Genomic DNA, 12234 nt, shown 5'->3' on the forward strand with positions numbered 1-12234 from the left:
TAGCGCATGGCCCGATTTTGCCGGCAGACCGGGCGTGGTATCATCGACATCCGCCTTTTTGCTTTAGATGAATACCATGTCCTCCCAGAAGTTATCCAAGATTCTCATCCTCGGCGCCATGGCCGCCGTGGCGCTGTCCGTCGTCGGCTACGTGTTCGTGGTGGTGGCGGATTACACCGACTGCGAGCGCATCGAGGCTGCCGAGCTCAAAAAAGGCAACAAAGTGTCTTGTCGCGACGTCAAGGCGGGCATGGCTGCCGAATAATTGAGGTGAGGGACGGGGCAGCGTTAGTTGTCCCACAAAGCGCGGCGACGCGCGGGGCTACAGTGGGGTTAATCCATTTTACCTGGCGAAGCCCCCATGAATGCTCCCGAAACCCTCGCGCCCTTGGGCGCAGTAGCGCAAACGTATCCGCTTACCCTGCACATCAACGGTAGCCAGCACGACTTCAAGGTCGAAGCGTGGGTTACGCTGCTGGACCTGTTGCGCGAACATGCCGGCCTGACCGGCTCCAAGAAAGGCTGCGACCACGGCCAGTGCGGCGCGTGTACCGTGCTGGTCGGTGGCCGCCGCATCAATTCCTGCCTGACCCTGGCTGTGATGCAAAACGGTAAGGAAGTCACCACCGTCGAAGGATTGGCCGACGGCAACCAGTTGCATCCGCTGCAGCAGGCCTTCATCGACCACGATGCCTTCCAGTGCGGCTACTGCACCTCGGGCCAGCTGTGTTCGGCCGTGGGCTTGATGAACGAAGGCAAAGCCTGCACCGCCGGCCAGGTGCGCGAACTGATGAGCGGCAACGTTTGCCGCTGCGGCGCCTATCCCGGCATCGTTGCCGCCGTTACCGAGGTGATGGGCATCCCGGGTCGCGACGATCCGGCCCGTCCGTTCCAGCCTGGTACGGTGCCCGCATGAACCCGATCACCTATTTTTCTGCCGAAGACGTGAGCGGTGCGCTGGCCCACCTGTACGCGGGCGTCGATGCCAACGCCGGCCCCTCCAAGGTCATCGCCGGCGGCACCAACCTGCTCGACCTGATGAAGGAACGCGTGATGGGACCGCAGCAGCTGGTGGACATCAATGCGTTGCCGCTCGACCAGATCACGCCCACGCCCGACGGCGGTGTGCGCCTGGGCGCCATCGCCCGCAATGCCGATACAGCGTATCACCCGCTGGTGCGCGCACAGTACCCGGTGCTGACGGCCGCGATCCTGGCCGGCGCCTCGCCGCAGATCCGCAACATGGCCAGCAACGGCGGCAACCTGCTGCAGCGCACGCGCTGCCACTATTTCTACGATACGACCACGCCGTGCAACAAGCGCGCCCCGGGCACCGGCTGCTCGGCCATCGGCGGCCTCACGCGCCAGCACGCGATCCTGGGCGCCAGCGCCCATTGCATCGCCACGCATCCGTCCGACATGTGCGTGGCGCTCGCTGCCTTGGGCGCCGTGGTGGGCGTACGTTCGAGCGCCGGCGAACGGCGCATCGACTTTGCCGACTTCCACCGCCTGCCTGGCGAACAGCCCGAGCGCGACACCGTGCTCGCTGCCGGCGACCTGATTACCTATATCGACCTGCCGCCGGCCGCACAATTCGCCCGCCATTCGGCCTATTTGAAGTTCCGCGACCGGGCGTCGTACGCGTTTGCGCTGGTCTCGGTGGCCGTCATGCTCGACATGGGCGAGGACGGCATGGTGCGCGACGCCCGCATTGCGCTGGGCAGCGTGGCCCACAAGCCATGGCGCGTGCCGGCCGCCGAAGCGGTGCTGATCGGCCGCCAGGTCGATGAAGCGGCGTTTGCCGAAGCGGCCGACCTCCTGCTGGCCGGCGCCCAGGGGCAGGGCCAGAACAACTTCAAGCTCACCATGGCGCGCCGCGCCGTGATCCGCGCCCTCACGCAAGCAGTCGAGGGCACCCATGACAACACCGAAGAACTGACCGACGACGAGGCATCACTGTGACCGAATTGATCCACGCATTGCGCACCCCGAGCGCGGACCCCGGCACCGGCCAGGTCCAAATCGGCGACGCCGTCTCGCGCGTGGACGGCCGCGACAAGGTAACCGGACAGGCGCGCTATGCCGCCGAATACATGCCCGACGCCACCGAAGCCGGCCTGCTGTACGGCGTGGTCGTGAGCGGCGCCATCGCCAGGGGCCATATCAAGGCCATCGACACCGGTGCCGCGCTGGCAGTACCCGGCGTGGTGGACGTGATCTGGCACCACAACCGCCCCAAGATCCGCTCGTTCGACATTTTTTACAAGGACATGACGGCGCCGGGCGGCTCGCCGTACCGGCCCCTGTACGACAACGAGGTGCACTACAGCGGCCAGCCGGTGGCGCTGGTGGTGGCCGAAACCTTCGAGGCGGCCCGCCACGCGGCAGCGCTGGTGCGCGTCGAGTACGATGTGCAGCCGCACGAAACCTACCTGCTCGAACACCAGGGCCGCGCCAAGAAGCCGAGCCGCCTGAAGGCCGGCTACACGCCGCCGCCCGACGTCAAGGGCCATCCCGACGAAGTGTGGGACAAGGCGGCCGTGAAAGTCGAGGCGTCGTACTACAGCGGCGTGGAACACCACAATCCGCTCGAGATGTTCGCCACCACCGTGATTCACGGCGCAGACGGCCATCTCACCATCTACGACAAGACGCAAAGCTCGCAGAACAGCCGCTGGTACGTCTCGCACGTCTTCGGACTGTCGAAAGACAAGGTCACCGTGCGCAACCCTTACGTGGGCGGCGCCTTCGGCTCCGGTCTGCGGCCGCAGTACCAGCTGCCGCTGGCAGTCATGGCTGCGCTCAAGCTCGAGCGCTCGGTGCGCGTGGTGCTTACGCGCCAGCAGATGTTCACCTTCGGCCACCGGCCGGAAACCCAGCAGCGATTAAAACTGTCGGCCGACGCCGATGGCACGCTGACCTCGATCGTGCACGAAGCGGTGGCCGAAACCTCGCGCTACGAAGACTACGTGGAAGTGGTGGTCAACTGGTCGGGCGAGCTGTATGCGTGCGAGCATATCCGCCTCGGCTACAAGATCGTCGATCTCGACCACGCCAGCCCGATGGACATGCGCGCCCCGGGCGCCGCCCATGGCGTGCATGCGCTGGAAGTGGCGATGGACGAACTGTCGTATGCACTGAACATGGATCCGCTGGCGCTGCGCCTGAAAAACTACGCCGAGATCGATCCCACCCACGGCCTGCCATATTCCACCAAGGAGCTGCGCGAGTGCTACCTGCAGGGTGCGCAGCGCTTCGGCTGGGAAAACCGTCCACTGGAACCCGGTACCATGCGCGAGGGCCGCGAATTGATCGGCTGGGGCATGGCCACCGGCATGTGGGACGCGATGCAGATGTTCGCCCGCGCCAGCGCCGTGCTGCACGCGGACGGCAGCCTGGTGGTCAGCAGCGCCGCCTCAGACATCGGCACCGGCACCTATACCGCCATGTCCATCATCGCTGCCGAGGCCATGGGCCTGCCGCTCGAAAAAGTGCGCTTCCAGCTCGGTGACTCCACCTTGCCGGTGGCGCCCATCGAGGGCGGATCGTCGCACGTGGCCACCGTCGGTTCGGCCGTGGCGGGCGTATGTGAAAAACTCCAGAAGACCGTGTTCAAGCGGGCGAAGGACCTGCCCGGTTCGCCGCTGGCCACCGCGCGCCTGGCCGACGTGGAGTTCGTCGACGGCGTCATCCGGCTGCGCAATATCCCCGGCACCAGCGTGTCGCTCACCCAGGTACTGGCCGGCATCGAGGAGCCGCTCGAGGAAAAATACCTGATGTTGCCCAATATGCTCAAGCAGATGAAGTACCAGCGCGCCACGCACTCGGCGGTATTCGTCGAGGTGCGCGTCGATCCCGAGTTCGGCACCGTGCGCGTGACGCGCGTGGTCAGCGCGGTGGCGGCAGGGCGCATCATCAACGCCAAGACCGCGCGCAGCCAGGTCATCGGCGGCGTGGTGTGGGGCATCGGCCAGGCCCTGCACGAGGAAACCCATTGCGACCACCGGCTGGGGCGCTTCATGAATCACAACCTGTCCGAGTACCACGTCTCGGTCAACGCCGACATTCACGACATCGACGTGATTTTCGTGAAAGAGGACGACCGGATTGTTAGCCGCATCGGCGCCAAGGGCGTGGGGGAAATCGGCCAGGTGGGGGTGGCCGCAGCCGTGTGCAACGCCATCTACCACGCCACCGGCCAGCGCGTGCGCAGCACGCCGATGACGCCGGAAAAGGTGATGCGCGGCTGAGCGGGCGAGTGAGGCGCAGCTTCGCCTTTTGAGGGAGGCACGGCTGCGTGGCGGACGGTATTCTTCGGGCCTGGTGCCGGGCGGTTTGCCCGCGCCACGCCAATTCACGAAGAAAGAGATACGCTATGCCGCTAAACAAACAGACGGAAAACCTCGGAGTTGCCTGGGAAAAAGCCTTTGGCTATGTGCAGGCGGTCAAGGTCAAGGACACCATCTATATTTCCGGCCAGTTGAGCCATGACGATGCCGGCGCGCTGGTGGCGCCGGCCCAGCTCGATGCTGACGGCAAGCCCATCGATTTTTCCAACATGGAAGCGCAGCTGCATCAGACCTATGTCAATGCGATTGCGCTGCTGGCCCGGTATGGCGCCACGCTCGACGACGTGGTGGAAGAAACCTTGTATGTGCTCGACGTCGACGCCGCGTTTACCGCCGGCGCCAAGGTCCGCAAGGCGATGTACGGCTGCGAACAGCCGCAGTGCGCCAGCAATATCATCGGCATCTCGCGCTTGGCGTTCGCTGCCCAGCTGGTAGAGGTAACGTTCCGGGCGGTGGTGGCCGACCAGTGACGGATCTGGACTCCCTGCTGATGACCGGCACCGCTCGGTCCATTGGCGCTGCAATCGCTGCGCGCACGGTCAAGGCCGTCGATGTGACCACGTGGTACCTGCAACGCATCACCCGGCTCAATGACGGTCCGGCAGGGCTCAACTGCGTGCGCAGCCTGTCGCCGCTGGCGTTGGCACAGGCGGCCCTGGCCGATGCCGAACTCGAACAAGGGCGCTGGCGCGGTCCGCTGCACGGGGTGCCATTCCTGGTCAAGGACAATGTGTTCACGGCCGACGGCACGGCCGCTTCGGCGGGAAGCCGGGCGCTGGCGGACTTCGTGCCGCCATACGAAGCGACGCTGGTGCGGCGCTTGCGGGAGGCTGGCGCAATCTTGCTGGGGAAAACCAACCTGACCGAGTTCGCCGATTTCGTCTCCGATACCATGCCCGCCGAGTTCAGTGGCGCCGGCGGCGTGGTACGCCACCCGCTGGGGCACCGGTTCGGGCGCGGGCTTGGCTCCAGCGTGGGTTCGGCAGCAGCAGTGGCTGCGCGGCTGTGCGCTTTCGCGATCGGCAGCGAGACCCAGAACTCGATCCAGGCACCAGCCCTGCACACGTCCATCGTCGGCTTCAAGCCCAGCGTCGGGCGGGTCGGCTGCCATGGCGTGGTGCCACTGGTGCCAAGCCAGGACTCGCCCGGGCCGCTGACTATCACGGTCGATGACGCCATGCTGGTCTACCGGGCCATGGCCGGCGCCGACGCTGGCAACGAGCAAGCGCCCGCCGCGCGCCCGGTGGGCGGCTGGAGAATCGGCGTGCCGCGCAGTCACATGGCAGACGCGGCCGATCCCGCCTCGAACCGGGCTTTTGCGCAGGCGCTGGCGAGCCTGGCCAACGCCGGCGCCGAAATTGTCGACCCCTGCGACCTGCCAGCGGCGCAGCAATTGAGCGAGGTGCGTTCGAGCGTGTTCCGCACGGAATTCAAGGAAAGCCTCAACGTTCTGCTGCAAGCGCATCGTCCCGGCGGCATCGCGTCACTGCAGGACATCATCGACTGGAACCAGCTCCACCCGGAAGCGATACCGTACGGCCAGTCGCTGCTGGAAGCGGCCAATGCCACGGCCGGCACCGGGGCGTCGCAGTACGTCGCGGACCGCCAGCGCGATATCGCGCTCAGTCTCGACCAGGGCATCTGCGCGGCTTTGGCTGCCGGCTCGGTCGACGTGCTGCTCGTGCCCATGGCGGTCGCTGCCAGGTGCACGGGCAAGGCCGGTGCACCGGTGGTGGCCGTGCCTGTCGGACAGGATGAAACCGGCCTGCCTTTCGGCGTGACCGTGTTTGCCGCGCCCGGCAGCGACGAACTGGTGCTTGCCGCCGCTGCGGCGATCGAACGCGTGATCGGGCGGCGCATGCTGCCCTGACATTGGCGCCAGCACGCCGTATAACAAAGTTATCGCCATCCATGAATAATTTGTATACGCCCCGCGCCCCAAATCAATACTCGATATACTGCGCCGTGATAACTGGACCGGGCGTCGCTGGCGCCCGGTCGCAGTTCGTCCGATCCTAGTCATGCGGTATTTTTTTTGGGAGTTCCAGGCACTATGACCAGTTTTATCTTGAGGCTTACGAAGCAGTTTCCGACCATCGGTGTGCTGGCGCTGGCAGTGGCATCGTCCGCCAGTGCAGCCACCATCGCCGCCACCAGCCTCAATCAGTCCTGGGACTTTTACCGCGACGACGCCAAGGTCGCCGCCACCGTGGACAAGGTGCCGGCCAATGGCTGGAGCCGCGTCAACCTGCCGCACACGGCGCGCCTGGAAGCCAAGGTCCCGGTCAATTCCTGGCAGGGCACGGCGTTCTACAAAAAGAGTTTCGATGCCAAGGTGGCGCCCGGCGAACAGGCGATCTTGCGCTTCGAAGGTGCGATGAACGTGGCCGATGTGTGGGTCAATGGCAAACACCTGGGCCAGCACCTGGGCGGCTACCTGCCGTTTTCGTACGACGTCACGCCGCACCTGAAAGCGGGCGGCGGCAACGAGCTGGTGGTGCGCATCAATAACGAAGACAATGCCATCACCGGTCCCAAGCCGCTCAAAGACCTCGACTACATCCAGTACGGCGGCATCTACCGCGACGTCACGCTCACCATCAAGCCTGCCGTCCATATCAGCGACGAGATGCTGTCCAATACCGCAGCGGGCGGCGGCATTTTTGTCACCTATCCGCAGATCGACAAGGCGTCGGCCACCGTGCGCGTCAAGGCCGAAGTGTGCAACACCGCGGCCGAGCCGCGCACTGCCGAACTGCGCCACCGCCTGCTGAGCAAAAATACCCGCGTGGCCGATGGCGTTGACAACGTCAGCCTGGCCGCCGGCGAGTGCAAACATGTCACGCGCGACCTCAAGGTCGACCGGCCGCAATTGTGGTCACCAAAGGCGCCAAACCTGTATGCACTGGAAACCACGGTCGCCAGCCGCGGCCAATCGGACCTGGTGAAAACCCGCATCGGCATCCGCCGCATCGAGATGGCCAAGGGCAAGCTGCTGATCAACGGTGAACAGACCTTCCTGCGCGGCGTCAACCGCCACCAGGAATATCCATACGTGGGCTATGCGCTGTCGCCGCAGGCCGAGTACCGCGACGCGCTGCTGATCAAGCGCGCCGGTTTCGATTACATCCGCCTGTCGCACTACCCGCATTCGCCGGCCTTCATGGCTGCCGCCGATGAACTGGGCATCATGGTGGTGCCGGGCATTCCTGGCTGGCAGTACTTCAATCCCGATCCGGCCTTCACGACCCAGGTGGTAAAAACCTGTACCGACATGGTGCGCCGCGACCGCAATCACGCCAGCGTGCTGGCCTGGGAATGCTCGCTCAACGAAACGCAAATGCCGGACGCACTGGTCGAAAAACTGCACCAGACCGTGCACACCGAGTTCCCCGGCGGCCAGGCCTATTCGGCCGGCTGGGTGCCGCAAACCTACGACGTGTATTTGCAGGCGCGCCAGCACCGCCTGGAAGACAAGCGTCCGTTGCCCGACAAGGCGCTGATCGTGTCCGAGTACGGCGACTGGGAATACTATGCGATGAACGCGGGCTTCAACCAGACTGCCTGGGGCGACCTGAAAGCGGCCGACCGCAGCAGCCGGCAGCTGCTGGCCGACGGCGAAACCCGCCTGCTGCAGCAGGCGAAAAACCTGGCCGAATCGCACGACGACAACTTCAACACCGGCGCCGTCGCCGATGGCTACTGGGTGATGTTCGACTACGGCCGCGGCTACGCACCGGACCTTGAGTCGTCCGGCATCATGACCATCGACCGCCTGCCGAAATTCTCGAATGAATTCTTCCGCTCGCAGCGCAGCGCGCTCGAGTCCAGCAAGTGGGGCGGCGGGCCGATGGTGTTCATCGCCAGCCACTGGAACAAGGATTCGTCGCCACAGGTGCGCGTGTTCTCGAACACCGACGAAGTGGAGCTGTTCCTGAACGGTCAAAGCCTGGGCCGCGTGAAGAGCGCGCCGACCAAGCTGCACCCGAACCTCAAGCATCCGCCGCTGGAATTCAACGCCGGCCAGTACGCTGCCGGTGAACTGAAAGCGATTGCCTGGCTGGGCGGCAAGAAGGTTGCCGAACACGTGGTGCGCACGGCCAGCGAGGCGGCCAAGCTGGACGTCTCCGTGGACGACCTCGGTGTGAAATCGACGGCTGGCGACCTGGTATTCATCCGCGCCAAGACGGTCGATGCCAAGGGCAACCTGGTGGCCGGCAGCGGCCAGTCGGTGAAGTTTACTGCCGGCGGCGCCTACGAAATCGTCGGCCCTGCCACGGTGACCACCGAAGGCGGCATCGCCAGCGTGCTGGTACGCGTGGGCGCCAATGGCGGCAAGGGTTCGATCACGGCCGATGGCGGCACCGTGCGCGGCAAGCTGTAAGACATCGTGACGCGGCGCGCAGGCAGCCGCTTATCGGTTAGCATGTCGCACACGATCACTTGAATAAGGGTAGTGTGCACATGATTACTTTCGGACGCGGTCAAAAAGGCAAGCTGGCGGACCTCGGTTGCGGCAGCAATGTGGCGGTGAACGTGGCGCTGCAGGCGCCGGGCGCCACCATCGACCTGTCGTGCTTTGGGCTCGACGCGCAAGGCAAGCTGTCGGACGACCGCTACATGGTCTTCTACAACCAGCTGGCCAGCCCCGAAGGCGCTGTGCGCCTGACCCTGTCGGCTGGCGCGGCCACATTCCAGCTCAATCTCGACGCCTTGCCGGCCTCGATCGAGCGCCTGGTGTTTACCGGCGCGCTCGATGGCGGCGGCACCATGCGGACGATTGCTCCCGGCAGCATCGCCATCGGCGGCGCCGCCACTTTCCCGTTGAGCGGTGCGGACTTTGCCGATGAAAAGGCCGTGATCCTGGCCGAGGTGTACCGCCGCGACGGCGCCTGGCGCTTTGGCGCCGTCGGCCAGGGATTCAACGGCGGCATGGCGGCGCTGCTGGCGCACTTTGGCGGCACCGAGGCGGCGTCGTCTGCTGCTGCAGCTGCGCCAGCGTCTGCTCCGACACCTGCTCCAGCTCCTGTGCCTGCGCCCGCGCCTGTGCCAAAAATTTCGCTCTCGAAAATCACGCTGGAAAAGCGCGGTGACAAGATTTCGCTCGAGAAGGGCGCCGGGCGCGGCTTCGGCAAGATCCGCGTCAACCTGAACTGGAACCAGCGCCCGCAGGAGCATCCGGCCAAGACCGGCTTCTTCGCCAAGCTGACCGGCGGCGGCCAGCCCAAGGGCATCGACCTGGATTTGGCCTGCCTGTTCGAACTGCGCGACGGCACGCCGGGCGGCGTCCAGGCGCTGGGCGAGAGCTGGGGTGCGTTCGACCGTCCGCCGTACATCCACCTGGCCGGCGACGACCGCAGCGGCGCGGTCAGCGACGGCGAAAACATCTACATCAACGGCGACCGCTTCGACGAAATCGGCCGCGTGCTGATTTTCAGCTTCATCTACGAGGGCGTACCGAATTGGGCCGCCACCGACGGCGTGGTGCTGATCGAAGTGCCGAACCAGCCGCCGGTGGAAGTGCGGCTCGATCACGGCGGCGACCAGCCGATGTGCGCAATCGCCATGATCGAAAACCAGGGCGGCAAGCTGCAGGTGACCAAGCTGGTGGACTACGTGTCCGGCGAAGGCAAGATCAGCGGCCACGAAGTGATCGGCAACAAGTACGGCTTCAAGCTGCGCTGGCGCGCCGGCTCCAAGGGGTGACTTTTGTTTAGTAAGTTTGTCATGGGCGTGTAACACCGCGGCTCTAGAATCGTTGGCATTCCAACCTTTCCAGAGCCGTTCATGCACAACGACGCCAAGTACGACACCACCAACGAACCAGCCAGCGAGCCACAGGCCAGCCGCCGCACGCTGCTGAAAATGGGGCTCGCTTCCGCCTCGACCCTGTCGGTCGGCAGCCTGCTGGCCGGTTGCGGCGGCGGCAGCGATCCGGTAAGCGCTGCCCCGGCCCCGGCCCCCACTCCCGCAGCGAAAATCTCGAGCTTCGCGCTGGCCGTGCTGCCCGACACCCAGTTCTATTCACGCTACGCCACCTCGGGCGAGAGCAACCAGTACCAGCGCCACTACGGCAACGAGCCGTTTGCCGCCCAGACCAACTGGGTCGCCCGCAATGCCCAGGCGCTCAACATCCCGTTTCTGATCCACCTCGGCGACGTGGTGGACCAGGTGGGCAAGCCGGAACAATGGAAGGTGGCCGACAGCGCCATGCAGGTGCTGGAAGGGGCCAAGCTGCCGTACTCCATCCTGGCCGGCAACCACGATGTGCTCAACGATCTCGATTACAGCGGCGACCAGTCGCGTGGCACCGACGCCCAGCGCGTGCTGGCCAACGAACCCTATCTGCAATGGTTCGGCACGCGCCGCGCCCAGCGCCAGGCCACCTTCGGCGGCCGCGATGCCAGCGGCTTCCACGAGTACCACATCTTCACCGCGCAGGACCAGCGCTTCCTGGTGCTGTCGCTGTCGTGGCGCATCTCGGATGCGGGCATCGCCTGGGCACGCAAGGTCCTGGCCGACAACCCCACGCTGCCGGCCATCCTGGTCAACCACCAGTTGCTCAATATCGCGCCCGACGCCGTCAGCCCGCTGGAAACCGAGTACGGCAAGATGTTGTGGGAAAAGCTGATCCGCGATAACGACCAGATCTTCATGACTCTCAACGGCCACCACCACGGCGCCGCGCGCCTGACCAAGACCAACAACTTCGGCAACCCGGTCGAGGAAATGGTGGTCGATTACCAGATGGCCTACCAGGGCGGCAACGGCTTGATGCGCCTGTACGAGTTCGACCTGACCAACAAGCAGATCAAGGTGCTGTCGTTCTCGCCGTGGGTGCCGATGAAACCGGCCGACACGCTCAACGCTTTCGATCGCGCCGTGCTCACCGAAACTAACGAGGTTTTCACCATCAGTCTCGATTTCGCCAAGCGCTTCGCGCGCTTCAACTCCACCTTCGGCACCGGCCAGGCCACGGTGGCGTCGTCGCTGGTGGACCAGGCCAAGGCATTGGTATTGAAGGGTTACACGGAACCGGCGGTGGTCACACCGGTCGCGCCCAAGGACGCAGACGACTACCCGAAAGTGGCATCGACCGTGGCGCACTGGCGCTTCTTCGGCGGCGCCGACGGCGCGGTCGTTGCGCCGGGTACGCGCATTGCGGACGTCACCGGCGCCAACCCGCTGGTGCGCGACGCCCTCAATCGCGGCGGCGTGAAAAATGCGGAAGCAGGCGACATCGTGTGGAGCGCCGACCGCCACCGCCTGTCGTCGGCCCCGGGATCGGTCAGCTTCCTCAACACCGACAAGAATGTGCCGCGCCTGAGCTATTTCATCACCGACGCTTCGGCCGCGATCAACGCCCAGACCTTTGCCACCAACGGTTACACCATCGAAGCCTTCATCAAGATCAATCCGGCCTGGGTCAACTCGAAACACGCATGGATGAACATCATGACGCGCGACGGCGTACGCGGCAACCTGGTCGGCTTCAACGGCGGGGACGCCGAATCGCCGCCGCTGCTGTTTGCGATTTCGAGCCTGCGCGAAGTGCAGTGGGAAGTGGTGCCCGACGTGACGGGTACCCGCGGCGGCCTTGCCAGCTGGTCGGGCGAGATCATTGCCGGCACCTGGGTGCACATCGCCATCGTCAACGACCCGGTCACGCACGACACGGTGATGTACGTGGAAGGCGCGCCGGTACTGCGCAACAGCAGCAACGTCGTGGGTTTGGCGACACTGTCGGCGACGTCGCCGTGGGTGGTCGGTGGCGGCTCGTGGGATGGCGAACGGGCCGATGGCTTCTTCGGCAATATCGGCGAGATCCGCGTGGCGTCGGGCGCGTTGAAACCGGCGCAGTGGCTGACGGCGCGCCGTACCTGAT

The 12234-nt window shown here is 65.1% G+C and carries 9 protein-coding genes; all 9 read left to right on the top strand.

Annotated features, from left to right (window positions below):
* Window positions 1–76 precede the first annotated feature (76 nt).
* The 9 genes from SR858_RS11565 to SR858_RS11605 all read left to right on the top strand — a co-directional run bounded on the left by SR858_RS11565 (window position 77) and on the right by SR858_RS11605 (window position 12233).
* On the top strand, window positions 77–265 hold the full coding sequence (locus SR858_RS11565) for a hypothetical protein (protein WP_040377580.1): 189 nt from the start codon (window positions 77–79) through the stop codon (window positions 263–265).
* Between the two features lie 96 nt (window positions 266–361).
* Entirely contained in the window at window positions 362–916 is a 555-nt protein-coding gene (locus SR858_RS11570; protein ID WP_019920946.1) for a (2Fe-2S)-binding protein, read from the top strand.
* Window positions 913–1962 (top strand): FAD binding domain-containing protein, encoded by a 1050-nt coding sequence (locus SR858_RS11575; RefSeq protein ID WP_019920947.1) that lies wholly within the window; start codon window positions 913–915, stop codon window positions 1960–1962. The genes SR858_RS11570 and SR858_RS11575 overlap by 4 nt, the downstream gene beginning before the upstream one ends.
* The gene (locus tag SR858_RS11580) at window positions 1959–4250 is read left to right on the top strand and encodes a xanthine dehydrogenase family protein molybdopterin-binding subunit (protein WP_019920948.1); all 2292 of its coding nucleotides are present in this window, start codon (window positions 1959–1961) and stop codon (window positions 4248–4250) included. Before SR858_RS11575 ends, SR858_RS11580 begins: the two co-directional genes overlap by 4 nt.
* Before the next feature lie 125 nt (window positions 4251–4375).
* A complete protein-coding gene (locus SR858_RS11585) occupies window positions 4376–4819 on the top strand; it encodes a Rid family hydrolase (RefSeq protein WP_019920949.1) in 444 nt (147 codons plus the stop codon).
* A gap of 20 nt (window positions 4820–4839) precedes the next feature.
* The gene (locus SR858_RS11590; protein ID WP_026637114.1) at window positions 4840–6219 is read left to right on the top strand and encodes an amidase family protein; all 1380 of its coding nucleotides are present in this window, start codon (window positions 4840–4842) and stop codon (window positions 6217–6219) included.
* Window positions 6220–6417: 198 nt separating this feature from the next.
* Entirely contained in the window at window positions 6418–8733 is a 2316-nt protein-coding gene (locus SR858_RS11595) for a glycoside hydrolase family 2 protein (protein ID WP_322534569.1), read from the top strand.
* Between the two features lie 80 nt (window positions 8734–8813).
* Complete coding sequence (locus tag SR858_RS11600) at window positions 8814–10055, top strand: TerD family protein (protein ID WP_019920952.1); 1242 nt, start codon at window positions 8814–8816, stop codon at window positions 10053–10055.
* Window positions 10056–10136: 81 nt separating this feature from the next.
* A complete protein-coding gene (locus SR858_RS11605) occupies window positions 10137–12233 on the top strand; it encodes a LamG-like jellyroll fold domain-containing protein (protein WP_019920953.1) in 2097 nt (698 codons plus the stop codon).
* Window position 12234: the final 1 nt, after the last annotated feature.

Origin of the sequence: Duganella zoogloeoides, assembly GCF_034479515.1 — a bacterium.
Lineage (GTDB): Bacteria > Pseudomonadota > Gammaproteobacteria > Burkholderiales > Burkholderiaceae_D > Rugamonas > Rugamonas zoogloeoides.

Excerpts from the sequence above, each read along its gene's own strand:
- SR858_RS11565 (WP_040377580.1), top strand. The coding sequence starts at position 77 with ATGTCCTCCCAGAAGTTATCCAAGATTCTCATCCTCGGCGCCATGGCC.
- SR858_RS11570 (WP_019920946.1), top strand. The coding sequence starts at position 362 with ATGAATGCTCCCGAAACCCTCGCGCCCTTGGGCGCAGTAGCGCAAACG.
- SR858_RS11575 (WP_019920947.1), top strand. The coding sequence starts at position 913 with ATGAACCCGATCACCTATTTTTCTGCCGAAGACGTGAGCGGTGCGCTG.
- SR858_RS11585 (WP_019920949.1), top strand. The coding sequence starts at position 4,376 with ATGCCGCTAAACAAACAGACGGAAAACCTCGGAGTTGCCTGGGAAAAA.
- SR858_RS11590 (WP_026637114.1), top strand. The coding sequence starts at position 4,840 with ATGACCGGCACCGCTCGGTCCATTGGCGCTGCAATCGCTGCGCGCACG.
- SR858_RS11600 (WP_019920952.1), top strand. The coding sequence starts at position 8,814 with ATGATTACTTTCGGACGCGGTCAAAAAGGCAAGCTGGCGGACCTCGGT.
- SR858_RS11605 (WP_019920953.1), top strand. The coding sequence starts at position 10,137 with ATGCACAACGACGCCAAGTACGACACCACCAACGAACCAGCCAGCGAG.